Annotated in this window: 26 protein-coding genes; 22 read left to right on the top strand and 4 right to left on the bottom strand. The window is 36.8% G+C overall.

The genetic code is table 11. The annotated features are described in order from the left end of the window. Positions 1-3: 3 nt before the first annotated feature. Entirely contained in the window at positions 4-1,242 is a 1,239-nt protein-coding gene (locus JN080_RS05995; protein WP_256235017.1) for a helix-turn-helix transcriptional regulator, read from the bottom strand. Between the two features lie 248 nt (positions 1,243-1,490). Between JN080_RS05995 and JN080_RS05990 the strand changes: the two genes are divergently transcribed. Continuing rightward, positions 1,491-3,794 carry a glycoside hydrolase family 2 protein gene (locus JN080_RS05990; RefSeq protein WP_256235016.1) on the top strand — a complete coding sequence of 768 codons (2,304 nt, stop codon included), beginning with the start codon at positions 1,491-1,493 and terminating at the stop codon, positions 3,792-3,794. Between the two features lie 64 nt (positions 3,795-3,858). Here JN080_RS05990 and JN080_RS05985 read toward each other — a convergent pair whose 3' ends face one another. Then, entirely contained in the window at positions 3,859-4,077 is a 219-nt protein-coding gene (locus JN080_RS05985) for a hypothetical protein (protein ID WP_256235015.1), read from the bottom strand. Between the two features lie 193 nt (positions 4,078-4,270). Here JN080_RS05985 and JN080_RS05980 point away from each other — a divergent pair, with 193 nt between their 5' ends. The 9 genes from JN080_RS05980 (at position 4,271) to JN080_RS05940 (ending at position 15,567) form a co-directional block, all read left to right on the top strand. Continuing rightward, the gene (locus JN080_RS05980; RefSeq protein WP_256235014.1) at positions 4,271-5,593 is read left to right on the top strand and encodes a UDP-glucose dehydrogenase family protein; all 1,323 of its coding nucleotides are present in this window, start codon (positions 4,271-4,273) and stop codon (positions 5,591-5,593) included. 43 nt (positions 5,594-5,636) lie between these two features. Beyond that, positions 5,637-6,779 (top strand): glycosyltransferase family 4 protein, encoded by a 1,143-nt coding sequence (locus JN080_RS05975; protein WP_256235013.1) that lies wholly within the window; start codon positions 5,637-5,639, stop codon positions 6,777-6,779. A 245-nt stretch (positions 6,780-7,024) separates the two neighbouring features. After that, positions 7,025-9,109 (top strand): RNA degradosome polyphosphate kinase, encoded by a 2,085-nt coding sequence (locus JN080_RS05970; protein WP_375141596.1) that lies wholly within the window; start codon positions 7,025-7,027, stop codon positions 9,107-9,109. Positions 9,110-9,185: 76 nt separating this feature from the next. Beyond that, positions 9,186-10,118: a CHAD domain-containing protein gene (locus tag JN080_RS05965; RefSeq protein WP_256235011.1), complete on the top strand. Its 933-nt coding sequence runs from the start codon at positions 9,186-9,188 to the stop codon at positions 10,116-10,118. A gap of 301 nt (positions 10,119-10,419) precedes the next feature. Beyond that, positions 10,420-11,955, top strand: a complete 1,536-nt coding sequence (gene ppx, locus JN080_RS05960; protein ID WP_256235010.1) for an exopolyphosphatase — start codon at positions 10,420-10,422, stop codon at positions 11,953-11,955. Between the two features lie 167 nt (positions 11,956-12,122). Continuing rightward, positions 12,123-13,373: an ATP-binding protein gene (locus JN080_RS05955; protein ID WP_256235009.1), complete on the top strand. Its 1,251-nt coding sequence runs from the start codon at positions 12,123-12,125 to the stop codon at positions 13,371-13,373. 399 nt (positions 13,374-13,772) lie between these two features. Next, entirely contained in the window at positions 13,773-14,333 is a 561-nt protein-coding gene (locus tag JN080_RS05950) for an IMEF encapsulin system ferritin-like cargo protein (RefSeq protein WP_256235008.1), read from the top strand. Between the two features lie 18 nt (positions 14,334-14,351). Next, positions 14,352-15,200 carry a family 1 encapsulin nanocompartment shell protein gene (locus tag JN080_RS05945; protein ID WP_256235007.1) on the top strand — a complete coding sequence of 283 codons (849 nt, stop codon included), beginning with the start codon at positions 14,352-14,354 and terminating at the stop codon, positions 15,198-15,200. A gap of 10 nt (positions 15,201-15,210) precedes the next feature. Continuing rightward, positions 15,211-15,567: a 2Fe-2S iron-sulfur cluster-binding protein gene (locus JN080_RS05940; protein ID WP_256235006.1), complete on the top strand. Its 357-nt coding sequence runs from the start codon at positions 15,211-15,213 to the stop codon at positions 15,565-15,567. 77 nt (positions 15,568-15,644) lie between these two features. Here JN080_RS05940 and JN080_RS05935 read toward each other — a convergent pair whose 3' ends face one another. Next, positions 15,645-16,643, bottom strand: coding sequence for an ABC transporter substrate-binding protein (locus JN080_RS05935; protein ID WP_256235005.1), 999 nt, complete (start codon positions 16,641-16,643; stop codon positions 15,645-15,647). 177 nt (positions 16,644-16,820) lie between these two features. Between JN080_RS05935 and JN080_RS05930 the strand changes: the two genes are divergently transcribed. Genes JN080_RS05930 through JN080_RS05920 form a run of 3 tightly spaced genes read left to right on the top strand, consistent with a single transcriptional unit; the run spans position 16,821 to position 19,732 of the window. Further along, positions 16,821-17,822: a FecCD family ABC transporter permease gene (locus JN080_RS05930; RefSeq protein ID WP_256235004.1), complete on the top strand. Its 1,002-nt coding sequence runs from the start codon at positions 16,821-16,823 to the stop codon at positions 17,820-17,822. Then, positions 17,822-18,880 (top strand): FecCD family ABC transporter permease, encoded by a 1,059-nt coding sequence (locus JN080_RS05925; RefSeq protein ID WP_256235257.1) that lies wholly within the window; start codon positions 17,822-17,824, stop codon positions 18,878-18,880. The genes JN080_RS05930 and JN080_RS05925 overlap by 1 nt, the downstream gene beginning before the upstream one ends. Positions 18,881-18,913: 33 nt before the next feature. Further along, positions 18,914-19,732, top strand: a complete 819-nt coding sequence (locus tag JN080_RS05920) for an ABC transporter ATP-binding protein (protein WP_256235003.1) — start codon at positions 18,914-18,916, stop codon at positions 19,730-19,732. Between the two features lie 398 nt (positions 19,733-20,130). Here the strand turns inward: JN080_RS05920 and JN080_RS05915 are convergent, their stop codons facing one another. Then, complete coding sequence (locus tag JN080_RS05915; protein WP_256235002.1) at positions 20,131-20,610, bottom strand: hypothetical protein; 480 nt, start codon at positions 20,608-20,610, stop codon at positions 20,131-20,133. A gap of 77 nt (positions 20,611-20,687) precedes the next feature. Between JN080_RS05915 and JN080_RS05910 the strand changes: the two genes are divergently transcribed. The 9 genes from JN080_RS05910 to JN080_RS05870 all read left to right on the top strand — a co-directional run bounded on the left by JN080_RS05910 (position 20,688) and on the right by JN080_RS05870 (position 25,505). Then, positions 20,688-22,331, top strand: a complete 1,644-nt coding sequence (locus tag JN080_RS05910; RefSeq protein WP_375141595.1) for an ABC transporter permease — start codon at positions 20,688-20,690, stop codon at positions 22,329-22,331. A 14-nt stretch (positions 22,332-22,345) separates the two neighbouring features. Then, the gene (locus JN080_RS05905) at positions 22,346-22,663 is read left to right on the top strand and encodes an FtsX-like permease family protein (RefSeq protein ID WP_256235000.1); all 318 of its coding nucleotides are present in this window, start codon (positions 22,346-22,348) and stop codon (positions 22,661-22,663) included. Between the two features lie 8 nt (positions 22,664-22,671). Then, positions 22,672-22,977: a hypothetical protein gene (locus tag JN080_RS05900; RefSeq protein ID WP_256234999.1), complete on the top strand. Its 306-nt coding sequence runs from the start codon at positions 22,672-22,674 to the stop codon at positions 22,975-22,977. Continuing rightward, positions 22,953-23,357 (top strand): ABC transporter permease family protein, encoded by a 405-nt coding sequence (locus JN080_RS05895; protein ID WP_256234998.1) that lies wholly within the window; start codon positions 22,953-22,955, stop codon positions 23,355-23,357. The genes JN080_RS05900 and JN080_RS05895 overlap by 25 nt, the downstream gene beginning before the upstream one ends. 45 nt (positions 23,358-23,402) lie before the next feature. Then, positions 23,403-23,684, top strand: coding sequence for an FtsX-like permease family protein (locus tag JN080_RS05890; RefSeq protein ID WP_256234997.1), 282 nt, complete (start codon positions 23,403-23,405; stop codon positions 23,682-23,684). A 192-nt stretch (positions 23,685-23,876) separates the two neighbouring features. Continuing rightward, positions 23,877-24,023 (top strand): ATP-binding cassette domain-containing protein, encoded by a 147-nt coding sequence (locus JN080_RS05885; protein ID WP_309144660.1) that lies wholly within the window; start codon positions 23,877-23,879, stop codon positions 24,021-24,023. A gap of 119 nt (positions 24,024-24,142) precedes the next feature. Further along, on the top strand, positions 24,143-24,484 hold the full coding sequence (locus JN080_RS05880; RefSeq protein ID WP_256234996.1) for an ABC transporter ATP-binding protein: 342 nt from the start codon (positions 24,143-24,145) through the stop codon (positions 24,482-24,484). 343 nt (positions 24,485-24,827) lie between these two features. Beyond that, the gene (locus JN080_RS05875) at positions 24,828-25,214 is read left to right on the top strand and encodes a GNAT family N-acetyltransferase (protein WP_256234995.1); all 387 of its coding nucleotides are present in this window, start codon (positions 24,828-24,830) and stop codon (positions 25,212-25,214) included. 153 nt (positions 25,215-25,367) lie between these two features. Next, a complete protein-coding gene (locus JN080_RS05870) occupies positions 25,368-25,505 on the top strand; it encodes an anti-repressor SinI family protein (RefSeq protein ID WP_256234994.1) in 138 nt (45 codons plus the stop codon). The last annotated feature ends 431 nt before the right edge of the window (positions 25,506-25,936 follow it).

Below are 25,936 nucleotides of genomic sequence, written 5' to 3'. Positions count from 1 at the left end.
GAATCAACCGCTGTTTTTGCCTTTCATATATTGTGATGGTGTTATGGATGTGATCTTTTTAAACACCCTGGTAAAATAATTATGATCATTATATCCGACTAGGAAGGCTACTTCTGTCACCGATGTGTTTCCTCTTTGAAGGTATAACTTTGCTTCATCTATTCTTTTATGATTAATATAATCAATGATATTCGTATTTGTATCTTCTTTAAATTTTCGTGAAAGATGTGAAGGATTCACGTTTAATGCGGCCGCGATATCATTTAGTGTTAATGGTTCTTCCAGATTGAAATGGATATAATCAACTGCTTTTTTCACAATTGGACTATAGTTTTTTGTAGAATATATTTTCACAAGATCACAATATTCATTGATCATTACCATGCATAAACTTTTTAAATGATTTAGATTTGGTGATCTTTCGATTAAAATAGCGAACTTCTCTGAAATATTATGAATGTAAATTGGATGTAAGTTCCCCCTTTCTGCTGCAATCCTACACAATGTATTTAAAACCAATGCGATATTTTTAGCCGATCGGATCGGACTTTCAGGTATTCTGTTGGAAAAGTCCAAAATATTTGTTGACACTTTTGAAAAATGTTCAACAGTCTCTTTGTCACCTTTTGCGATTGCGTCCATTAATTTTTTCTCATTTTCATATCTTATCTCAATGATTTGTTTACTTTCAAACAAACTTTCTTTTAGTTTTTCTTTGTTTATAGTTGGTACGATGATATCTGTGGTGATTATTTCGGACTGGATGTAATTTTGTTTACTTATATTCACCAGTAATTCGCCGATGCAACTATATTCATTCCTGGTAACAACTGACAATGACTTATAAAATCCTTCAAGCTGCTGCCTCTGGCTTACTGGAAGATTGTTCCTGGAAATAATATCACTCACAAACTCCATAACGGTTGGACTGGAGATAAAAGGACCGATGATAATGCAGCCATGAAAATCTGCTTTATTCCATATCCCGGCTGCAATGTATTCCAGACCGTAAGCATTGATGTAGTGATAATAGCTATTTGTTGGATTAGATTTAAGTGTATCATTTATCCTTTTATACTCATTATCAAAGCTTTGTAATACAGACGGACGATAATGGTCTACAATTTGAAGCAGGGCATTTTCGTCCAGATCGATCAATCGAATATCCATTTTCGTCATGGTATTCAGCATATGACAAATTTTATTAAAGTCATTCAATTCAAATAAAGAACTTTCCGACAACCATATCACCCTCTAATAGTTTCCAGTGAAATCAAAAAAGTGTTGAACAGTAAAATATGTGCTAGTTTACTAAAAATAGTGCGATAATTAATGATGATATTATAATATAATTTATTTAAAGTAAATTCAATAAACAAGAGGAACGTCCAGTGGGACATAGTCTTCTTATATTTGCTTATGTAAATGGAAATGATGAACTTGTAAACGCTTCAGTATTGATACTGAAAAATAGGAGGAAGAAGAATTTCATGAGAAAAACAATTAATGTAAATCAAACATGGAAATTTATTCGCCACGATGAAATAAATGCAATGGAACAAACTTATAACGATGAAAACTGGGAAGTTGTCAACGTTCCTCATACTTGGAATGCCATTGATGGAGCAAATGGATTTGATTTTTATAAAGGCGCTTGCTGGTATCGGAAAGAACTTGCTGTTCCTTCTATGGCAGAAGGCAATAAAGTATATATTGAATTCAACGGCTCTAACAGCGTTACTGACGTTTATGTGAATGGTAAGTATCTTGGCCAGCACCGCGGCGGCTATTCTACTTTCCGCTTTGATCTAACAGACGTAATTGAATTTGGAAAAATAAATACGCTTGCCGTCAAAGTAGATAATACGGTTGTCGAGGATGTCTATCCGCAAATGGCCGACTTTACCTTTTACGGCGGAATCTATCGTGATGTTAATATTGTGATTGCCAATCATCTTCATTTTGACTTAATGGATTACGGTTCAAAAGGAATTTACCTTGTTCAAGACAATGTTTCGAATGAACAAGCACAATTAACGATTAAGTCAAGCGTTGTAAATGATCATGCCGAAGAGAAAAAAGTAAGACTTTGGGCGGACATTCTGGATGCGGCTGGAAAAGCAGTTGCTTATGCCGTAAAAGAAGTAAATCTCGCAGCAGGAGAAACGAAGGTAGTAGAGGTTCCAGTAACGATCCAAAACCCAACACTATGGAATGGTTTAAAAAATCCATATATGTATGAAGCAAAGGTTTCGCTTGTAAGCTTCAACGATACTGTTGATGAGCTTTTGATTCCATTTGGAGTCAGATACTTTAAAGTGGATTCCGAAAAAGGGTTCTTTTTAAATGGAGAGCATCTGCCATTACATGGTGTCTCACGCCATCAGGACCGAAAAGATATGGGCTGGGCGATTACCGAAAAAGAACACAAAGAAGATATCGAAATCATCAAAGAGGTTGGTGCTACTTCAATCCGTTTAGCGCATTATCAGCACAGCCAGACTTTCTATGATTTGTGTGATCAAGAAGGTATGGTGGTTTGGGCGGAAATTCCGTTTATTTCGGTTATGTCTAAAACAGAATTGGAAGGAATCAATGCGAAACAGCAAATGACCGAATTAATCAGACAAAACTTTAACCACCCGGCGATCATGTTCTGGGGCATTCAAAACGAAATCCAAATCGGCGGAGACCGGCCGGAAGTTAGAAGACTGGTTAAGGAATTAAATGAGCTAACCAAAAAAGAAGACCCAACAAGATTAACAACGATGGCCAACGTTATGTTTGTTAGTGATAAAGATGAATACAACTATATTACAGATATCGTTGGCTACAATAAGTATTATGGCTGGTATCAAGGGAAAACTGAAGATTTTGCTCCTTGGCTTGATGAATTCCATAAAACAAATCCACAGGTAAAATTAGGAATTTCTGAATACGGTGCGGAGGGGATCTTACAATACCATAATAACGATCCAAAGGTAAAAGACTATTCAGAAGAGTATCATGCCCTTTATCATGAAACCGTTTGGAAAATATTTGGGGCACGTCCATACCTTTGGGCAACTTATGTGTGGAACATGTTTGATTTCGGCGCCAATATTCGCGATGAAGGCGGCGTTAAGGGAAGAAACAATAAAGGGTTAGTAACTTACGACCGCAAGATTAGAAAAGATGCTTTCTATATGTATAAAGCCAATTGGTCTGATGAAAAATTTGTCCATATCACAAGCAAACGTTTTGTTGACCGCGTGGATGATCAGATCACTGTTAAGGTTTATTCAAACTGTGACGAAGTAACTCTTTATGCAAACGGTGCTGAGATCGGCACAAAAACAAGTGATGACCATACCTTTATGTTTGAAAATGTGGCATTGCAGGCTGGCCTAAATGAAATCAAGGCTGTTTCACATCAAGATGGTGCTTCCTTAGAGGATACTGCCAGATTCAATAAAGTGGCTGAGCCGAACCTAAGCTATGTTGCTCCTGAAGCAGAAACAGGCGGATTAGTTTCAAACTGGTTCCAAATGCCAGATTTAGGTGATGTTGAAATAGAAGAAATTGAAATTACCGATGATGTTTATTCAACACGCAGCACTCTCGGGGAGCTTTTGAAAAATCCAGAAACAAGAAAAGTGATGGACAAGTATTTATCCGGCTTTAATGAAGACCATCCGATGTTTGCGATGGCAGAGGGAATGACATTAGAAATTGTCGCTTCAATGGCAGAAGATGTGTTTACCGATAAAGTGATGTATACCCTTAATAAAGAGTTAACTAAAATCAAAAAATAATGAAAAACGAGAGCAGGGGCTGTCTATTTCCGGACAGCCCCGCTTTTAGTTTTGGTGGAATAGTTTATTTTTTTATTGGCGGGACGCCGCTTTCAACATGGAAAGGAAGGTAATTGTTACTTTCTTCATGTTCATAAAACTGTTTTTGAATTTGCTGATTTGCGCTTTCTACTTCGGAACCTGCCGCAGAAAAACTTCCTGTTCGATAATCTTTAAACTTTTCATCCATCATTTGATTGGCCTCAACAGACTCTTTATTGTATTGTTTTTTGTTAGCCGCCACATATATTCCTCCCAGCTGCATTTGCTTTTATTTTTCCCAAAGTCCTAGAAATTTACAATGCGCTCACTTGGCTAAAAATATATAGGAATTAGACACAGATATACATGTTTTTAACACTACTTTTACACTAGGTTTAGAAAAAAATCGAATTTTTCCAATAAAATAAAAGTAATTAATTATTTGGAGGGATTGGATGAAGATTACCGTTGCTGGAGCAGGATATGTAGGATTAGTTACCAGTGCTTGTTTAGCAGAGATAGGGCACCAAGTAACATGCATAGACATTGAAAAAGAAAAAATTGATATGCTTCAAAACGGAAGATCTCCCATTTACGAGCCGGGACTAGAGCCTCTTTTGGGAAAAAATCTTGGTAATGGTCAATTAAATTTCACGATGAATCCTGATCATGCATTTTCTAAAAGTGATATTATTTTCAATACAGTGGGAACGCCCGAAAAACATGACGGGTCTGTAGACTTAACTTACATTCATTCTATTACAAAAACAATTGCTTACCATATCAAAAAGGATGTTATTGTTTGCACCAAAAGCACAGTACCAGTTGGAACAAATAGCTTCATTAAAAAGCTTCTTCAATGCCACAAGCCTCCAAATCTCAATATAGAAGTAGTTGCTAATCCAGAATTTCTTCGCGAAGGCTCGGCGATCCTTGATTTTTTCAATGGAGATAGAATCGTGATTGGCTCGGATAATCCAAACTCAGCAGCGATCATCGAGAAACTATATTTACCACTAGGAATACCTATTATTAAAACGGAACTCAAAAGTGCTGAAATGATTAAATATGCTTCCAATGCTTTTTTAGCGACCAAAATTAGTTTTATCAATGAAATTGCAAACATTTGTGAAAAAGTTGGAGCCAATATAGATGATGTAGCTTATGGAGTCGGCTCTGATAAACGGATTGGACATCATTTTTTAAATGCCGGGATAGGATTTGGAGGATCTTGTTTTCCTAAAGATACAAAAGCACTAGTCCAGCTTGCCGGCAACTTTGAACACAGGTTTGAATTGTTGAATGCCGTTATTAAAGTAAATAACCGCCAGCATTCTTTACCTGTTATGAAGGCAAAGGAGATAATCGGGTCATTAAAAGGCAAAAAAGTAACCTTGCTTGGCTTAGCGTTTAAGCCGGATACTGACGATGTCCGAAACGCAGCCTCTTTAACCATTGTTAAAGATTTACTTGAGGAGGGTGCCATTGTTACTGGATATGATCCAATTGCCATTTCAAATACAGAAAAACTACTAGGAAATACCATAAAGTATGCCTTCAATATTCGCCAGGCGCTAATGGGGGCCGACATTGCAATCATTGCAACCGAATGGGATCAAATTAAGCATATTTCTTTAGAGGTGTATAGCACTTATATGAAAGACCCAATCGTAATAGATGGAAGGAATTGTTATCCCCTTCAAGAGATTAAGAAGTATCCAATTACTTATCGGTCAGTTGGAAGGCCTGACGTTAATCATGCTAACGCAAATAATTGACCTAGTATGATTAAAAAATAATGCTTCAGCTGGGAGGGAAAGTATGAAAATCGCGATTTTCACCGACACTTTTTACCCGGACATTAACGGTGTTGCTCGAACTCTTCACCGATTTACTGATTATTTGGCTGCTCAAAATATCTCTTATAAAATTTTTGCACCTGATTCTCCTACTAACGAATATGCTTCCAACCGTATCCATCGTTTTAAAAGCCTTTCCTTTTTCTTATACCCTGAATGCCGTCTGGCTTTTCCGAATATTTCTAGAATTAAAACTGAATTACAAAGTTTTTCGCCAGATTTAATTCATGTAGCTACCCCGTTTAACATCGGCCTTTGTGGTGTTTATTTTGCAAAAAAATGTAAAATTCCACTTGTTGGTTCCTATCACACTGATTTCGAACATTATTTGCAATACTATGACCTTGAATTTCTTTCGAAGCCACTCTGGAAATATATGAATTGGTTTCATAAACCTTGCAGCAAACTCTTTGTTCCGTCAATGGAGACACTAAATCAGTTAAAACACAATGGCTTTACCAATCTGGAAGTTTGGCCCAGAGGGGTTGACTGTCAGCTTTTTCATCCTTTATATGATAAAAAGAACATCCGTAGGAAATATGGACTTTCCAAAAAATTTCTTTTGACCTATGTGGGCAGATTAGCACCTGAAAAAGATGTAAATACTTTGCTTGAGGTATCCCGTTCCTTGCCTTTAAAGATGAATAACCAGATTGACTGGTTAATGATTGGTGATGGTCCATTGCGGGAGGAACTCCAACGAAAAGCCCCAGCAAACATGAGGTTCACAGGCTATTTAGAAGGCCAACAATTAGCAGAGGTGTATTCTACATCAGATCTTTTCATTTTTCCATCGCCAACTGAAACGTTTGGGAATGTAGTCCTTGAAGCACTTGCTAGTGGTACGCCGGTAATAGGTGCGAATGCGGGAGGTGTTAAAAGTATTATTAAACCAGGAATCACTGGGGACTTATGCAGTCCAGGCAGCATAGAACAGTTTTCTCATTCCATACAACAGCTCCTAGCGAATGAAAGCCGACGCCTGCAAATGGGCTGGGAAGGAAGAAAGTACGCGTTACTGCAAAAGTGGGATAAGATTTTTGATAAAATCCTTTGGGATTATACGGCAGTAATTGAGGAACTTAATGGGCGCAAATATGCATAAATACAGGAGATAAGCAATGCCAGAAAAGAATAGAGCTGAGCTGTTTAATAGAGGAGAAGCCTTGGAAGGTTTCTCTTTATTTATTTATAACTATTTAAGAATAACTGTAATGTTAATATATTGTAAATTTTGTGTAAATAACAAGCGAATAGAATATTAATTGTGAAACACAATAGTATAATAGACTTAGGAAGATTGTCGAATAAAAGGATGGATAGAAATTGATAACAATTAATAAAAATGATGTGAAACTTAATAGTCCGCATTATTACAACAATAGAGAATTAAGCTGGCTTGCCTTTAATGAACGCGTGTTGGAAGAGGCACTTGACAAACGGAATCCATTATTAGAAAGGTTTAAATTTTTAGCAATATTTAGCTCGAACCTTGACGAATTCTTTATGGTGCGCGTGGCTGGATTAAAGGATCAAGTAGAGGCCGGTTTTAATAAACCTGAAAATAAGGCGGGGATGACTCCTAAACAGCAATTACGTCAAATTGCACTTAGAACCCACAGCTTAGTTGAGAAACAATATGAAACCTTAAACAAAGTTCTTTTACCAAAGATTATGGAGGAGAATGTTGAATTTCTTCACATAGATAGGCTAACGGCAGAGCAGCTGAAGGAAATGGAGGATTATTTTGACGAGCAGATTTTTCCTGTCTTGACCCCAATGGCCATTGATGCTTACCGTCCATTTCCAATGCTCCTTAACAAAAGTTTAAATCTCGCGATCGTCATTTCCGACAATCATGAGAAGGAAGAAAGCAGCTCAAAAATTGCCATTGTCCAAGTTCCCGCAGTTTTAGGCCGATTTATACGGCTAAACTCGGACAATCAAGTGCAGCTCATCCTCCTAGAAGAAGTGATCAGTTATTTTATTGATAAATTATTTAAAGGATATAAGGTTGTTTCGGCTTCTGTTTTTAGAATTACGAGGAATGCAGACTTGACGATCCATGAAGAGGGAGCACGTGATTTACTTAAAGAAATTGAAAAGGAGCTGAAAAACCGCAAAAGGGGTGCGGCCGTTAGGCTTGAAATTCAGAAAAAGGGTTTTGATCCTTGCGTCTTACATTATTTAACAGAAGAATTGGAGATTCATCAAAAAGATGTATATGAGATTGATGGTCCATTGGATTTAACAATCTTTTTTTATTTTTATAATAAAATGAAAAATAGTTTAGATCATTTAGTTTATGAAACACTTATTCCTCAACCACCCCATGACCTTTCATCTGATGAAAATATCTTTGATAAAATTTCACAACAGGATATATTATTGCATCATCCCTATGAATCGTTTCAGCCAGTTGTTGATTTTGTTGCTGAAGCAGCAGATGATCCAGATGTCTTAGCGATAAAACAGACTCTTTATCGTGTAAGCGGGGATTCACCAATCATTGAAGCATTAAAGAAAGCAGCGGAAAACGGAAAGCAAGTGACCGTTTTAGTGGAGCTTAGAGCCCGATTTGATGAAGAACATAATGTGCAGTGGGCGAAGGAGCTTGAAATGGCTGGATGTCATGTAATCTATGGAATGGATCATCTAAAAACACATTCTAAAATTACCTTGGTCGTCAGAAGAAAAAACCATCGGATTGAACGATTTGTTCATCTTGGCACTGGAAACTATAATGATCAAACAGCCAAAATGTATACTGATTTGGGTTTATTCACATCAAAAAGGAAGTTTGGAATTGATGCTACTAATTTCTTCAATTATTTAAGCGGGTACTCAGAAAAACCTGATTTTCATCATCTTTCTATGGCACCGTTTGATATTCGGAAAGACTTTATTGCGCTCGTTGATGAAGAAATTAATTTTCAAAAAAGATTTTCTAATGGTCATATAATCGCAAAAATGAATTCATTAACAGATAAAACGATTATAATGAAACTATACGAGGCATCAAATGCTGGGGTTAAAATTGATTTAATTATTCGCGGGATCTGCTGCCTGCGACCAGGAATTAAGGGCGTAAGTGAAAACATCCGGGTTCGCAGCATTGTTGGCAGGTTTTTAGAACATAGTCGGATCTACTATTTCCATCACAATGGCGAAGAAAAAATCTTCCTTTCATCTGCGGATCTGATGACACGAAATATGGATAGACGGGTAGAAATCTTATTTCCAATTTTTGAGGGTGATAGTAAAATTCGTTTGAAGGAAGCATTAGCAAGTGCACTGGCTGACAATGTGAAAGCCAGGGAGCAGGATGTAGACGGTCGTTACCACTATGTGTCAAGGGGTAAAACGGATCCTGAAATCGAAAGCCAAATCGTATTGTTTGATAAGGCCTATCAAGTCATGGAAGATGAAGAATAGCCAAGTGTAATCAGCACATTCTTCTAAACATAATCAAAAGTGAAAAAGTTAAAAATTTTAAGCGGGGTGAATAGGAATGGAAATGGAAAATAATGAACAACAATGCAGCATTTGCAGCAGTAGTGAGTCTTTGCTTCAGGTACATGAAAAATGGATTTGCAGAGAGTGTTTACATATTGGTATTGAGAAGCTTACCTCAACATGGAAAGAGCCGCTTGTAACATTATTTAAGGAATACAGTGAGAAGTGTAATGGATGTACTTCAACAGATCATCCGGAAGTTATCCTTCAAGCCAGAGTAATTGGGCTAAAAATACGGGCTGTCCTTGAATTTTTAGGCTTAGAGAAAAACCATGAATTGTTACTGGCAGTTCGAAAAATGAACCGGGTATTAACTAGCGTTCGACAATCATATGTATTTCTTGATGAAGCAAAGAATAAAAGCAATGAAAATAAAGCCTACGCTGCACTAGTCAAAGCTGGTACAAAAAAACAGCAAAAACTGCAACAACAAATGTTCGAGAAAATCCCTGCAATCTTTAACGATTCATTTGTTAATAAAGTGGAGAAATTCATTACTAATGAACTTGTTTTTTATATTTTGCCACCAGTGAAAGAAAATGTGCTTTCTCAAGATGAAGGATGCTTTAACCAACTTGCCGATAATTTCTATCGATCTGTTGAAGAGAAAGGTCAAACAAATGCTGACACGATTAAAACACTTGATGCCGTTCAGAAAAAATCAGCATCATTATTTTATATTTATAACTATTTAAATGAGATTTTCAATGAAAAATTCCAACAAAAAGAGACTTATTATAAACAATTACAACAAAAGTTCAGCGATATAAATGATACAGAGACATCGCTTTCTCAAATCAAACGATACGAAAAAAAGCTTAATGCTCCAAAAAGCGACATTGACAATATTAAAAAAGCATTTAAAGAAAGATTAGCAGATCTTATCCATAATGATGCCAGTTTAAAAGTATCTGTAAAAGAAATGTGATTACAGCGTTTCGTTCACTGTTCCCACAATAGTTAGTAAGTCAGACAATTCCTTTTGTACAACAGGCATAAATCTTCTCATTAGATTTATTGAAAGATAAAAATGAAAAAAGCTCTGTAGGAAAAGGATTGTTGCCTGCAGGGCTTTTTTATATGGCAATAAATATAGGTGAGCTAAGACATCAAGAGGTAACTCACAAGCATTGTGAGTGTAAATGCAGCTGGTCTCGGACAGCTGACCCATTAAGATTGATAGAAAATTTATTGTATAATGGAAAAAATGATTCACAAAGGAGATACATATGGAACCTTCGAAAAGCAAATGGGCCATCATTGACATAGGGTCGAATACAATCCGGCTTGTGCTTTATCATAAAAATGAATTAGGGAGATATAAAGAAGCAGAAAACATCAAAGCAGCGGCAAGACTTCGTCATTATTTAAATAAAAACGGAATGCTCGAATTAAAAGGGATCACGTTATTAATAAAAATTTTAAAGGGATTTAACGAGGTTTTAGAATTTCACAGTGCGGAACATGTCAAATGTGTGGCAACAGCTGCAATCAGACAAGCAGTTAACAAAGATGAAATTTTAAAAATTGTAAAAGAACAAACTGGCTTTGAAATCAATATCTTGTCTGAAAAGGAAGAAGCTTATTATGGCTACTTTGCGGTAATTCAAACAACTCCGATAGACGAAGGTGTCACGATTGATATTGGCGGCGGAAGCACCGAAATTACCTATTTTCAAAATCGACAATTAATTCACTCACATAGTTTTCCTTTTGGGGTTGTTTCTTTGAAAGAACAGTTTATAAAGGGTGAAAAAATAACAATAGAGGAAAAAGACAGTTTACTCGATTTTATCAGGCAATCTTTTCAAAAATTACCGTGGCTCAAGGATTTGCAAGTACCAATCATTGCAATCGGAGGCAGTGCTAGAAATGTGGCACAGATTGACCAAAACATGAAAAATTATCCACTATCAGGAATCCACCAATATACGATGACCCCAATGGATTTGAATAAAATTCTTTCTATAGTAGAAAGCTTAAAAACCATCCAAGTAGAAAAACTTGAAGGTTTATCGAAAGACCGTTCTGATCTTATTCTGCCGGCGTTAGAAGTTTTTGTTCAATTAAGTGAATATGTTCAATCAGAAAAATTTATGTTTAGCGGGAAAGGATTAAGAGATGGAATCTTCTTAAAAAAATATGAAAACAGAGGCGATCTCTTTGATACAGATGAGATAGTTAAGAGGAGTATCAATGAATTAGTATTTGATTATCGGATTAGTACAAAACATTCGGAGCATGTTGCTTACCTTGCTAAACAAATATCTTCTCAATTAGAAACAAAGTTTGGAATTAGTTTGGATGATAATACAAAGAAAATGATTGATTTTAGTGCACATGTCTATTATTTGGGTCAATATGTTGACCCGGATTTATATAGTCAACATACATTTTATTTATTAGCTAATTCATCGATTAATGGATTAGAGCACAAGGATCGTTTAAAGTTGGCGTTAATCGCCTCATTTAAAAATAAAACATTATTAAAACAATACTGTGGACCATTTGCAAACTGGTTCACGAGAGAAGAGCTCCAAGAAATCAGGATTGCCGGTGCTTTGACAAAGTTAGCGGCTGCCCTCGATGCATCTAAAAGAGGGATTGTAAAGAGCGTCTTCTTGCAAAAAACGAATGAAAATGAAGGCTCCATCACGATAAAATGTATCGGCTATCATTTCATTGAAAAGTATCAAGCGGAAAAACAGATAAAACATTTAGAAAAGGCTATTAATAAAGGCATCAAGTTAATCTTTTTGAAATAATTCAGTTCGCAATAATTTCTAAACAAAACATCTAAACGCTATCGGCCAAAATTCGTGTGGTTTTGTTGAAGATTGAGGTTTCAAGAAGTCAATAGAACAAAATAATTTATTTCTTATTCCAGAATAATGTCTTATAATTAAATCAATTGTTGAGTGGAGGCATCATGATGGAAAGTACTTCGCATTTTCTCATAAATCTACTAGTCATATTAATTGCTCTGCTCTTTCTCCAATATAAGATGAATCAGCTAGAATCCAAGCATTCTCAAACTAAAATAGTCATCTTTTTTTGCTTAACGATAACGATTGCTTTCTGTATGTTGTTTCCATTTAAATATTCTGATGGGATTATTTTTGATTTGCGTTTTGTTCCGTTTGTACTTGGATGTTTATATGCTGGAAGACTAACAAGAATATGGATGGTTCTATTGATTATTGGTTTACGCCTTTCGAATGGAGTAGAACATTCATGGTTTGCGATCATTAACATTCTCATTTTTTATTTCGTGATAATGAAATTTCGGGTTATATATATTCGATTATCTAAGATGGAAAAAAATTTACTAACGGGTTTTTTAATGATGCTTATGTCACTGTGGACATTAGCGGGAGCTAAATATCTTTTCCATTTACCGATCACGTTTCAAATTTGTATTTCCTATATTGGTATCCAAACGGGAGGCATGTTGATCGTTGGCTATATGGTTGAGTTGATGAGAGAGCAGCAGATGCTTCTTCGTAAACTAGTTCGAATGGAAAAAATGGAAGTAGCAGGACAACTTGCTGCAAGTATATCTCATGAAATCCGCAATCCATTGACTTCTACACGTGGATTTTTACAATTGCTGTCAGAGTCAAAGGAAATTACAAATGAAGCAAAAGATTACATATCAATTGCCATAAGTGAATTAGACCATGCAGAAGGCATAATCCGAGATTATCTTACGTTTGCAAAACCAGCACCTGAAAAATTTGAAAATCTAAAGGTACAATCCCAAATTGAAAAGGCTTTGCGGATTATTGACCCTTTAGCCAAAATGAGTCGTGTGGAAATAGTATCTAGTTTATGTTCGTGCTTAATTAAAGGGAATGCTGGGATGTTTCAACAAGTTCTCGTTAACATTATCAAAAATGGAATTGAAGCAATGCCTGCAGGCGGAACACTTACCATTGGTTGCTGCAGGGACCAATCAATGGTAAGCATAACAATATCTGATGAAGGCGTAGGTATGAGTGATCAACAAAAAAGCCGACTTGGTGAGCCTTATTTTTCAACAAAAGGCCCTAAAGGTACGGGACTTGGGATGATGGTCGTCTATCGTATTGTTGAAAGCATGAATGGAAAAATTCAAATTCGTAGTGAACAGGGGATTGGAACAAGGATTACACTTCGTTTTCCGGCATGTTCAGGTGAGTAAAATTTATTAATCTTCGCATTCATTGAATTTCTTTGTTTAATTGGACTTGCAGGTGTATTAATTATAAATATGTTTATATAAAATAAAAAACGAATAGCATTTGATAAAGTGAATGCTATGAAAGGAGTAACCTACTACCTTACACAGGTAAGATAGCAGACATTTGGGTCATTCCCCCGTTACTTTAACGTAACGGGGGAATGACCCTTTTTTTAGGACTAAACAGCTGAACGTTTTTCCGATTTCTGCTAACTACTACTGCAAGGAACACACATTTGTCAAACCCTCTTGAATATTTCCTATAAAATACATTTTTGGATAAATAGTGAGGTTTGACTTATTAAAAATAGAGTGTGCGGGTATAATGGAATGTATTTTAAAATCAAGGAGGTGCAGGATGTGAGAGAGGAATTAAAAATACTTTTTCGTATTTTTACCACAACTAGGGATGCTATTGAAAAATTTATCGATATGCTTGATCCAGTAATCAAAAACGCTAGTGATGAACATGAACGCCTATATTATCACCATATTACAGAAGAGGAAGAGCAGCGGCTGTCCCGTTTAGCTGAACTGATCCCGCTGATCAGCCAGTTTGAACAAGAAAAAGAAGAGACAGATTTTGTACCAACTAACAATGAATTTAATCGCCTTTTGCAGGAATTAAACCTTGAAAAGTTTGGATTACATAATTTCGTTGAGCATCTTGATTTAGCACTTTTTCAATTTACAGATAGCGAGCGAAGTACGCTATTAAAGCAGATGAGAGATGTTTCATATCATGATTATCAATTAGTAAAAGAAATACTGACGGAAATAAATGCAAGGTTTGATCATCAATATGTGGATCCGCATGCACACCATGATGAAGATCATGATCATTTGGCTAAATCCGTTTCTGATTCTTCACAAACCATAAACAAAGCAAAGGGATTTACAGTAGGGAGTTTAATCGGATAAGGGAAAAGGAGGAAAAAAATGTACTATTCATCTTATTCACAGGATTTGCCATTAACAAATCAGGACATGGAGAGATTAGAACAAACTGTCATTGAAGCGGCTAGAAGGCAATTAGTGGGACGACGATTTATTGAATTGTACGGCCCGCTTGGAAGAGGCGTGCAAAGCATTTTTAATGATATTTTTATGGAAAACTATGAAGCTAAAATGGATTTCCAAGGATCATTTGATCCAGAGATCGAAACAAGCAAACGGGTCAATTATACAATCCCCATGCTGTATAAAGATTTCGTTTTATACTGGCGTGATCTCGAGCAGGCGAAAGTTTTAGATATCCCGATCGATTTTTCACCCGCTGCAAATGCGGCCCGTGATGTAGCCATTTTAGAGGATCAGATGATTTTTCACGGATCGAAGGAATTTGATATTCCGGGTCTTATGAACGTAAAAGGCCGGTTAACACATTTAATTGGGGAGTGGTATGAATCAGGGAATGCCTTTCAGGATGTGGTGGAAGCAAGAAGTAAATTGCTTGAAATGAACCAAAATGGACCGTTTGCCCTGGTGTTATCCCCTGAGCTATACTCCTTGCTGCATCGTGTACATAGGGATACAAACGTTCTTGAAATTGAGCATGTCCGTGAGCTTGTGACAGATGGAGTTTTTCAATCACCTGTCTTAAAAGGAAAAACAGGAGTCCTGGTTAATACAGGAAGGAATAATTTAGATCTTGCTATTTCAGAGGATTTTGAAACAGCCTACCTGGGAGATGAAGGAATGAATCATCCATTCCGCGTTTACGAAACAGCCGTACTGCGAATTAAGCGTCCATCTGCTATTTGTACGCTGGAAGACCCTGAGCCTTGATGGTATCAAAATGGATAATAGAGTATGGACAGTTGGATCCCTCATTCCGGGAAGTATAAAACTACATACAGTATTAACACCAAACAGATCCCGTCGGGAATTACCGTATTCAAAGAACATTATCTTGCAGCAAAATGAAAAGAGTTTTGAAATCCGCCCTGCGAAGGGGAAACTGCTGGATGCTGCATTAAATCAGGGAAATGAATTAAGCTACAAATGCCGCAAAGGAACATGTGGATTATGTTCTGTAAAAATCGTTGAGAATGGCACTGGACTTTCCAAGCCAAATGAAAAAGAGAAAGAAAAGTTAAAGGCAGAGATAAATAACGGTTTCCGATTAGCTTGTCAAGCCGAAATTCTTTTGTAAAAAAACGAGGTTCTTATCGGACCTCGTTTTTTTCATCATACAGACTTATTAAGTTGGCAATTAATTTGTAATAATGTCTATTTTTTCAGCATAATTTTTTCAAGGTCATCCAGCATTAAGTTAGCTGCCATAACGCCGCCGGCAGTATTCCAAACTGCGTCACTAACCTCATGGGCATTCCCGCTTTTTACTACATTTAAATTTTTCCAAAGTGGATCATTCGTCCATTCTTTTGCTGTATCCAGTGCTGCTTGATCACCTTTTGGCGCATAAGTGAAGTAGAATAGGACATCTCCATCCATTTTCGGAATAACTTCTTTTCCAACCTCAATTGCAAGGTTGCCTAGCTTATTGTTTGGAGTGAAGAGCTCTTCCTGCTGTTTAGGGTGTTTAAATCCTAATTGGTCGAAAATAATACCGGAAAAAGAATCAGTATAATAAATACGGGACTTTCCTGCCATGAAGCGGACAACGGAAACTTGTTGATTAACCTTATCCCCGAGTTTTTGCTTTAAAGTGTCTACATGTTTATCAAAATCGTTTAATACTTCTTTTCCTTTTTCTTCTTTGTTTAAAGCTTTTGCATATAATTCAAAATTCTCTTTCCAATCTCCTCTTAGTGTTTCTGAAAAAATCGTTGGAGCAATCGCACTTAGTTGATTATAGACAGCTTCTTGACGCAACTTGTTTCCAATAATTAAATCAGGTTTTAGGGCAGCAACTTTCTCCAAATTTACTTCTTGCTCAACACCGACAACTTCTACTCCGTCCATCTTCTTTTTAATATGATCATACCACGGATCTCCAAGCCATGATTGAACAGCACCCACTGGTTTTACGCCTAATGCCAATAATGCTTCTGTACCTTCGTTTGTAAGAACGACAATTCTCTTAGGTTTTTTTTCTAAAGTGGTTGTACCCATTGCATGTTCGACGGTATAACTTGTTTTTTCCGTTTTCTTGTCTGCTTCTTTTGTTGCAGCTGGTTTTTCTTCAGCCGCGTCGTTACCGCAAGCGGCAAGAAGGAAGAGTGCAACGAAAGAAAAAATGGCAAATAATTGTTTAAAACCTTGCATACTATGTAGCCTCCTGTATCATTGTAAATGAGAATCGTTATCACTTGTAATCTATCATAAAATGGATTTATTACCATGTCAACAGCTAATTGAAAATGATTATCAAAATCATTGACGGGTTTCTACTTGTCTACTATACTGATAAACATAATTCAGTAGTGGGAAAGGTATTAAGCTATGTTATTAAAAAATACATCTCAAAAATGGATAGGCTTTGCCGCGGGTATTATTATTCTGTGTTTCTTAATGTGTGCAAGTATCGTGTACGGGTATACAGAAACATCCTGGGGGATGGCCATTGATGCTTTTACAAATTTTAATGGTTCAAATGAACATATTGTCATTCAATCGGTAAGACTACCCCGTGCATTCATTGCCGCTTCAGTTGGTGCGAGTTTAGCAGTTTCGGGTGTGTTAATGCAGACATTAGCAAAAAATCCGCTTGCCTCACCGGATATTTTTGGGGTTAATGCGGGAGCGGGAGCTGCTGTTGTAATAGCTGTAACCATGTTTAGTATGGGGAATCTTCAATACTTCACTTGGGTTGCTTTTACAGGAGCGGCTATTGCAGCAATTAGTGTTTATGCTGTTGGGTCAATAGGCAGGGAAGGGTTAACTTCCATGAAGCTGACCCTTGCCGGAGCCGCAATGACCGCGATGTTCGCCTCCTTTACTCAAGGAATTCTCGTTTTAAATGAAGCTGCTTTAGAACAAGTATTATTTTGGCTGGCGGGTTCAGTATCAGAAAGAAAGCTTGAAAACCTAACGGCAGTTCTTCCTTATTTGGCTTTTGGCTGGATTGCTTCTATTTTGATGGCAGCTAAAATGAATGTGCTGTCAATGGGGGAAGATGTGGCGAAAGGACTTGGATTAAATACTGCTTTCATAAAAATAAGTGTTGGGGTCATTGTTATCCTGCTATCAGGAGGGGCAGTTGCGGTTGCAGGTCCAATCGGATTTATTGGAATCGTTGTTCCGCATCTGACCCGTTCCCTCGTAGGGATTGACCATCGCTGGGTGATCCCGTTTTCCGGGATACTGGGAGGAGTATTACTCGTTGCAGCTGATATTGCATCCAGATACATATTGATGCCGCAGGAAGTTCCAGTTGGTGTTATGACTGCAATGATCGGAACCCCATTTTTCATCTATATTGCCAGAAAGGGGTTCAATGGATGATGAATCAAAACAAAGTCTTTCGAATATTTAAAGGGAAAATTTCATACTTAATCGATAAAAAAGCACTATTTGTTTTCGTTGGATTGCTGATTGGAGCTGCAGCTGTTGTTATTACCAGCACAGGTCTAGGAGAAATGAAAATCAGCCCTATAAAGGTATTGAAGGCGTTTTTCGGCGGTGGGGCAGAAATGGACCGCCTTGTCATCTTTTCCTTTCGATTGCCGAGAATTATCATTGCTTTAATGGCAGGAATGGGCCTTGCAGTTGCGGGGGGGATTTTGCAGGGGATGATTCGAAATCCACTTGCATCTCCTGATATGTTGGGGATTTCCGGTGGGGCCGCCGTTGCGGTTGTCGGTTTTTTAGCCATTTTTAGTGATGAAAAAACACATGTATTAACGGTAAGCATCAACTGGCTGCCGGTGGCCGCTTTTGTCGGAGCAACAATCGCCGTGTTCCTTATTTATTTTTTATCCTGGAAAAATGGTATCTCGCCAATCAGACTTATTCTGATTGGAATTGGGATCATGACCTTAATGAAGGCTCTCACTACATTGATGATGGTTTTAGGGCCCATTTATCAAACTAGCCAGGCAAACATTTGGATTACCGGAACAGTATACGGCTCAACATGGAAAAATGTAGCTGTTCTAATGCCTTGGACGATCATTCTTTTAATAATAGCATTCTTTTACGCAAGGAATGTAAATATTCAAGAACTTGGCGAAGAGATAGCGACAGGTCTGGGAGGCCGGGTACAAATGCAGCGTTTTACGTTATTAATGCTCAGCACGGGCCTCGTTGGCGGCGCGGTTGCTTTCGCCGGCGGAATCGGTTTTGTTGGTTTAATGGCACCTCATATGGCACGAAGACTGGTGGGTTCTGCATTTGGAGCGTTATTGCCTGTTTCGGCCCTGCTGGGTGGAATATTAGTGATGCTGGCGGATTTAGCAGGGCGAACATTATTTTCACCATTGGAAATACCTGCAGGTGTTTTTACGGCGGGAATTGGGGCGCCATACTTTATATACTTATTATTTAAGACGAGAAACGCATAGATTTTTCAAAAATAAGTTGAAAGGAGCGTTAAAATGAGGCAGGAAATTGAAACAAAAAAATTAACACTTTCATATGGAGATACGATTATCATCAATGAACTCAATCTTAAGATTCCAAAAGGAGAGATTACTGTTTTTATCGGAGGAAATGGCTGCGGGAAATCAACACTTTTGCATTCTATTGCCCGGCTTCTAAAACCAAAATCAGGCGCCGTATTACTTAAAGGGGAGGAGATTGCTAAGCTTTCTACAAAAGATGTGGCTAAAAAAATGGCGATTCTTCCCCAATCTCCAGAGGCACCAGAAGGCCTTACGATTCTTCAGTTGGTAAAGCAGGGCCGTTACCCGTATCAATCCTGGTTAAAACAATGGTCAATAGAAGATGAAAAGAAAGTACAGGATGCATTAAAAGCAACAGGGATTGAGCATTTAAAAGATCGGACCGTAGATTCTTTATCGGGAGGGCAGCGCCAGCGTGCCTGGATTGCAATGACGCTTGCACAGGATACGGATATTATTTTACTGGATGAGCCGACTACTTATTTAGATATGACCCACCAGATCGAAATTCTTAATTTGCTTTTTGAACTGAACGAGAAAGAACATCGAACGATTGTGATGGTACTGCATGATATAAATCTCTCTTGTCGTTATGCACATAATATTGTTGCGATCAAGGACCAAAAGATTTTTGCACAAGGTAAGCCCGAGTATGTAATCAATAGTAATCTTGTTAAGAACGTGTTTGGAATGGATTGTAAAATAATGATTGATCCTTTATTTGGAACTCCGATGTGTATTCCATACGGAAAGGGAAGAAACATCTTAAAAAAGGAGAGAAAGGAAGCATAAAAATAATCCCTATCCTGAAGGTAGGGATTATTTTACGCTTTCTTTTCTTCTATAATAAGGCATTGAATAAAAAACTTTAAATTCTGCCTTTTGGTTACAAATTGAACATGTACATATAACTTGAGTTAACTTTGAAACATGGGGGACGTCAAACTTTTTAAGGGCATCCTTTACATGTCTTTTACACACTAACAACCTAACAACCTCACTTTCAATAGATTTCTATTCAATTTATGTATATGAAACGCTAGATTTTAAGAGACAAATAATCAAGTCTGTCATTCAGACCTGAAGGCGCTGTCAAAACGAATAAACAAGAGTATACAAAACCTAATTAAGTTAAGCTTGCCGGGCAGGGATTTTTTTAGGAAAACGAGGCTCCTCCGGGAACCTCGTTTTTATGCATAGATCCGGTCATTTATAGGGATAATTTTTTCTTCAAGAGGGAACGGAAGAGACACATTGTGGTTTTTAAGTTCAATTACACTGATATCTTTCACAAGTTTTAGTGATTCCTTCTTAAAGGAATTTGTTATAAACCCAGAATTTACCTGGCATAATTTTTGTAAGTATCGGATGGTATCCTGAAGTAATATTTGTTTTACATGAAGATTATTTAGCTGACAAATTAATTTATGTTTTAATCCTTTGATAACACCGATTTGATCAACATGAAACATAATATTTGTTCCATTTTCATCAATAAAGCAAAGGGAAACATATTGACCTTTCGACATGTCAACATTCGTAAACACCGGGTTATGATAGGTTTCACCTGAAGATAAACGAATGATGTCTGCTTCAACAGCCCCGCCAAGTTTTCGGTGGTTCGATATAACAGTATGAATGTCTTTTAATCCATATAGCATATTCAACATGGTGTTACCCCCTTGAATTTTCTGAATATCATATACATAATTTTATAGATAATGAGAATCATTGTCAATTGGATTTGATGTTAAAAATTGTTGATAAAATTTTCCATTCACTGGTTTCCACGATATTTTATGGAAGCATTTTTGGTACAGCCGGTGCTATTATTATTTATTTCATAAAAAAATATGTTGTTCGATTAGAGTTGCTGGATGTAGCGGAAAAAGGCCTCTTATTTTTGCTGATAGGTTTATGCCTGATTTGGGTTATTTCAAATTATCGCAACCAACTGAATAAGTATGGAAAAGCGGTTCTATTTAGTTTTTCATTTGTTTTTGCACTTGTACAATCCGAGCTTATTATTCTTGCTTCCATCCCGCAATTTTCGATGGCAAATGGGATAAACACCGAATGGATTGGAAAAATGGCGCTTACTGCACTTGCCGTCCTCTTGCTTTTTTTTATGGCGCTGGGAATGAACCGGCTCGGGCTCAAAATGAATAGAAAATTTGTATTCATTTTGTTTATTTCTCAATCGCTAATTCTTTTGGCAAAAGAATTAACTGAGTTGCTGCAAATGCTCTTTAGTTTGCAGATTCTGCCTTTAACCATGTGGGCATTAGAAGTTCTTGCTCCACTAGTAAACCATAAAGATTACTTTTTCTATATTATAGCCATTACAATCGTCTCGTTTTTATTCGTTTCTTCAATATCTATTTACCGCTTTATAAAGGAGAAAAAAGTTACCTTTGCCAATCCGGCTGAAAAAAGGAAACTATTTGCACAATCAGTAAGAACCCGCAGATGGCTTTATAGTTTTGCTGCCATTCAGATGATCTTTTTTTCTTTCTTAGCTGGTGCGAAAGTCATCCAAGCAAAGGCGGTAACTTCAAATCCGCCGGTTGAAGTAACATCCCGTGATGGGCATATCCATATCCATGATGACATGCTAAAAGAAAAAGGATTAAATGTCTTTTCGTATCGTTTTCCTGATCACACAGAAGCCCGCTTTATCGTTGCTGGAAAATCAGTTAAAAAAATTTTTTGGGCAAATAATATCCTTAATTTTGTCCCTTATCTTGAGGCAACAGGCAAGATTAGCTCTAAACAAAAATCAGTTCGTTTGATCGGTACCTGGTTTAACAAGCGAATTCAACAAAATGGCAACAATGCTTCAGCAGTGGGGCTTTCGACGATGAAATCCTGGTGGAAGATGAACGGAAAATGGCCTGAAGAGGGAAACGACAGTAAAGAAATCGTTGTTGGAAAACAATTGGCTACGGAACTAAACCTTGAACAAGGAAACAATATAGAAGTAGAAACACATTCATTAAAAGGGCCAAAAAAAGTTTCTTTTAAAATTGTTGGTATTATCGACGCTGATGGAGTGGAAGATGAATCCATCTTTGTTCCATTAAATACGATGCAGACCGCTTTAGAACTTCCAGGGAAGATCAGAAGGGCGGAGGTAAGTGCTTTAACCGTTCCTGAAAATGAACTGGCGAAAAAAGCTGGTGACAATCCTTCTTATTTAAGCGAAAAGGAATATGAAACATGGTATTGTACAGTATATGCCAGTGCCATCGCTTATCAGATTGAGGAAGTAATAAAAGGATCTGAAGCAAAACCCATTCGTCAGATCGCACAATCAGAAGGTGTCATCCTAAATAAAATTAAAGGTATGATGTTTATTATTTCTGTTGAGCAACCATTTGTTCTGCCTTAGGGATCGCAAGTTTAATGAATAGTAAAATTTCCGAACGAGGGAAGGAAATTGCACTGATGAAAGCAATCGGAGCAACAGAAAGTTCAGTTGTCCTGCTGTTTATTAGTGAAGCAATGATAAGCGGTTTAATTGGAGGAATTGCAGGATATGGAATCGGCATCTTTATTACGCAATTTATGGGCCAGAGTATTTTTGGAACAGAAATAACAATTAAACTGATTGGATTTCCACTTATTCTTTTACTTTCAATCGTTATGACTTGCGTAGGAAGTTATCCTGCTATTCGAAAAATTATTCGCTTAGATCCCGTCGGTGTACTCCAGGGGAGGTGAGGACAAAGGTGGAAAAGTATAAATTGTTTTCTAAGTTAGTGCTGCGGGCACTGTTGTATAGAAAAGTACCTACAATTGTTTCGTTACTTGTAATTGTTTTAGGAACGAGTATAATTGGCGGTTTAGTAAATCTTTATTACGATATAAATGAAAAAATGAGTAAAGAGTTTCGGGCATATGGAGCGAATATATTAATCTATCCATCTAAACAAACTTCAAAGATAGAGATGGATAAAGTAAACCAAATTACTGATAAAATCCCAAAATCCAAAATAGTTGGTATAAGCCAATGCAGTATTCAGTTGTTCAAATGAACGAGAAACCAGTGGTTCTGGCAGGAACATGGTTGGATCAAATGAAGAAGGTAAGTCCCTATTGGCGTGTGGATGGCAGTTGGATTAACGACCGGAAAAATATAAAGGAAGCAATGGTAGGCGTCAATATAGCAAAAAAATACGATATCAAACCAGGTTCAGACATTGAACTTTTTGACCAGAACAAACGCGGTATGACGATTTCAGTGAGAGGAGTTGTTACCTCGGGCGGGAAGGAGGACAATCAAATTTTTGTCAGTACAGACCTGGCTGAAAAACTTTCACAAAAGAAATCAACCGATATCATTTTGTTAAGTTTACTAGAAAAGGGTTCTAATTTAGAGAAAAAAGCGGGAACATTACAAGTGTCCATCCATTGAATAAATGTGAAACCAATTAAACAAATGGGACAATCAGAAGAAAAAATGCTAGGAAAGATTCAGAATTTAATTCGCTTAATTGGAATGATTATTTTTGTCATTACAATTCTAACTGTTTCCATTACGATGATCAGTATGATCAATGAAAGGCGAAAAGAAGTGGGATTAAAAAAAGCACTTGGGGCTTCTAATAAATTATTATTTCTTGAATTCCTGACTGAAGGTGTGATCATCAGTATCATTGGAAGTACCTTTGGTATAACCGCTGCATTTTATATTGCTCAATTAATTGGAAACAGCGTTTTCCATGCAGATATTGCTTTTTAATTTATGCTCATTCCCTGGACCTATATACTGGCACTGTTAATTGTTGCTATTTCTTTCTTTTTTCCGGTTAGAAGAATTATGGAGGTTCAGCCAGCCATTGTGTTAAAGGGAAATTAAAGGAGGAAGAAAGATGTCGATTTTAGAAATTGAAGGATTTCAAAAAGTTATGGAAATCTTCAAGTTTTAAAGAAGATGGACCTAAGTGTTAAAGAAGGGGAATGGGTTGCGATAATGGGCCCTTCCGGCTCTGGGAAAAGCACGTTATTAAATATCATAGGTTGTATGGATACTCCATCAACAGGGTTTGTAAAATTAATGGGGTTGAGACCTCTCAGTTAAATAAGAAGCAATTGACTGAGTTACGCAGGGAAACAATCGGTCTCGTTTTTCAACAGTTTCATCTTATCCTGCATTTAACTGCCTTGGAAAACGTTATGTTAGCACAGTATTAGCACAGTATGCCTGATGAAAAGGAAGCAATTGCTGCCTTATCTCGTGTGGGGCTTAAAGATCGTCTTCATCATCATCCGGGGCAGCTTTCAGGTGGAGAACAGCAAAGAGTGTGTATTGCTAGAGCACTCATAAATTATCCTTCTTTAATTCTTGCGGATGAACCTACTGGAAATTTGGATGATGAGAATGAACAAATCATAATGGATGTCTTTGATCAATTACATCAAGAGGGGCACACGATCATTATGGTAACTCACGATAAAGAAGTGGTAGAAAATGCTCAAAGAGTAATTATGTTTGAATATGGAAGAATTACAGAAATTATAGAGAATAGAATCAATGCTTAAAGGGAAACCAACAGGTATGGGAATTACCTGTTGGTCTTCTATCTTTTGGTGATAAGAAAGCATAAAGTTTCATTTGGTAAACTTCTCTGCTAGATTAGGAAAGAGGGAAAACTAACTATTATTTATCCCAGCAGTTTTAATAGAATAATTATTTTCTGCAATTAATTTTTAATGAGAATTAAATCATATTGTAAAACTGTAAAGTTCTATGTATGATACATTGAATTTAGTATTGAAATTACCGCAAGAGAATAATAAAGCATTATACCATTATTACGATTTTCATATAGCAACGCTTGAACGGGTAGCTACATCGTCCATTTCATGTGAATGAGGGATTAATATGTTGATACGTTACAAAAAAATGTTTGAAAAAATAGCAATGGGCTTATTATCGTTTATGCCGAACGAAAAAGAACTACAAAAGCTTCAGATGACGATGAATCAATATAAAACAGAACAAGATCGCCAACTCTTTTTGTGGAAAGAGGAGGAAGGCATCATTGGACTGATCGGTGTTTTATTTGTAGATAAGCACCTAATCCAAATACAGCACATTTCAGTAAACCCTTCCCATCGTGGTCAAGGAATCGGCAAAAGGATGCTTAAGGCCATAAAAGAGCTTTATTCAGATACTCCGTTTGTTCCCGATGAAAATACAGTTGCATTTTGTGGTAAATGCGGCATAAATGAATCTTTGCCAACCAGATGGTCGAAAGAACCTGCATAAAACTTCAACTACTACTTTTTGCTTTGTGTGTCAATTTATCGAGCGTATTTAAAAGGAGGGGGTTATCTCTCCCCTGTTTCTTGCTTGGTTAAATTTTTGTTTAGAATCCGCTACCTTTATATAATATAAAATAGATTAAAAAGGAGAAAAAGTATGACAACAGAAGAGCATGACCTTCCTGAAGAGTGGGGTGAGTTAGCAAAAGAAGCGATGAAATCCAATATAACGAAAGAGGATTTCAAGCAATTTTTAAAAAAGGAAAAAGAGAAAAGGGATAAAGGCTTAAGGTGATCTAACCTCTAAGCCTTTTTTTATTATTCAATTTTAAATTTAATATAAAGTTTGATCATTTAAAATGCTTGATCAAAAATCCTGTAATAAAGTGTTAAAATGATATTTTGTTTTATTCTTTTTCTTCGAAAGGGAGTATTAGTTGTACGATTAATATACTTTGTATTGAACATAATTATAGGTGAATACCAACCAATTGGAAAAAGTCTCCTATTGTAAGGTGACACGGAAGGTGTTATTCTAGGAAAGCTGATTCATTAAAAGCTTCAAGAAAGCGAATTTTTTAAAACCAAATAATTTTCGCGGAAGTTGACAAAAATGAATTAGAATGATATAATTTTTTTGTAGCTGATGAAAAGTTAATTATAAAAAAGTGGTTGACAAAGTATTCAGTTGAGAATATAATAATGAAGTTGCCTTTTAGAAATTGT

It is taken from the genome of Bacillus sp. EB600 (assembly GCF_024494385.1).
Classification (GTDB): domain Bacteria; phylum Bacillota; class Bacilli; order Bacillales; family Cytobacillaceae; genus JAEVLT01.
This window is presented reverse-complemented; position numbering and strand designations above follow the sequence as displayed.

Excerpts from the sequence above, each read along its gene's own strand:
- JN080_RS05945 (WP_256235007.1), top strand. The coding sequence starts at position 14,352 with ATGTACTATTCATCTTATTCACAGGATTTGCCATTAACAAATCAGGAC.
- JN080_RS05920 (WP_256235003.1), top strand. The coding sequence starts at position 18,914 with ATGAGGCAGGAAATTGAAACAAAAAAATTAACACTTTCATATGGAGAT.
- ppx (WP_256235010.1), top strand. The coding sequence starts at position 10,420 with ATGGAACCTTCGAAAAGCAAATGGGCCATCATTGACATAGGGTCGAAT.
- JN080_RS05905 (WP_256235000.1), top strand. The coding sequence starts at position 22,346 with ATGAATAGTAAAATTTCCGAACGAGGGAAGGAAATTGCACTGATGAAA.
- JN080_RS05875 (WP_256234995.1), top strand. The coding sequence starts at position 24,828 with ATGTTGATACGTTACAAAAAAATGTTTGAAAAAATAGCAATGGGCTTA.
- JN080_RS05910 (WP_375141595.1), top strand. The coding sequence starts at position 20,688 with ATGTTAAAAATTGTTGATAAAATTTTCCATTCACTGGTTTCCACGATA.
- JN080_RS05925 (WP_256235257.1), top strand. The coding sequence starts at position 17,822 with ATGAATCAAAACAAAGTCTTTCGAATATTTAAAGGGAAAATTTCATAC.
- JN080_RS05955 (WP_256235009.1), top strand. The coding sequence starts at position 12,123 with ATGGAAAGTACTTCGCATTTTCTCATAAATCTACTAGTCATATTAATT.
- JN080_RS05975 (WP_256235013.1), top strand. The coding sequence starts at position 5,637 with ATGAAAATCGCGATTTTCACCGACACTTTTTACCCGGACATTAACGGT.
- JN080_RS05915 (WP_256235002.1), bottom strand. The coding sequence starts at position 20,610 with ATGTTGAATATGCTATATGGATTAAAAGACATTCATACTGTTATATCG.
- JN080_RS05980 (WP_256235014.1), top strand. The coding sequence starts at position 4,271 with ATGAAGATTACCGTTGCTGGAGCAGGATATGTAGGATTAGTTACCAGT.
- JN080_RS05880 (WP_256234996.1), top strand. The coding sequence starts at position 24,143 with ATGCCTGATGAAAAGGAAGCAATTGCTGCCTTATCTCGTGTGGGGCTT.
- JN080_RS05990 (WP_256235016.1), top strand. The coding sequence starts at position 1,491 with ATGAGAAAAACAATTAATGTAAATCAAACATGGAAATTTATTCGCCAC.
- JN080_RS05930 (WP_256235004.1), top strand. The coding sequence starts at position 16,821 with ATGTTATTAAAAAATACATCTCAAAAATGGATAGGCTTTGCCGCGGGT.
- JN080_RS05890 (WP_256234997.1), top strand. The coding sequence starts at position 23,403 with ATGCTAGGAAAGATTCAGAATTTAATTCGCTTAATTGGAATGATTATT.
- JN080_RS05965 (WP_256235011.1), top strand. The coding sequence starts at position 9,186 with ATGGAAATGGAAAATAATGAACAACAATGCAGCATTTGCAGCAGTAGT.
- JN080_RS05895 (WP_256234998.1), top strand. The coding sequence starts at position 22,953 with ATGCAGTATTCAGTTGTTCAAATGAACGAGAAACCAGTGGTTCTGGCA.
- JN080_RS05870 (WP_256234994.1), top strand. The coding sequence starts at position 25,368 with ATGACAACAGAAGAGCATGACCTTCCTGAAGAGTGGGGTGAGTTAGCA.
- JN080_RS05885 (WP_309144660.1), top strand. The coding sequence starts at position 23,877 with ATGGACCTAAGTGTTAAAGAAGGGGAATGGGTTGCGATAATGGGCCCT.
- JN080_RS05935 (WP_256235005.1), bottom strand. The coding sequence starts at position 16,643 with ATGCAAGGTTTTAAACAATTATTTGCCATTTTTTCTTTCGTTGCACTC.
- JN080_RS05940 (WP_256235006.1), top strand. The coding sequence starts at position 15,211 with ATGGATAATAGAGTATGGACAGTTGGATCCCTCATTCCGGGAAGTATA.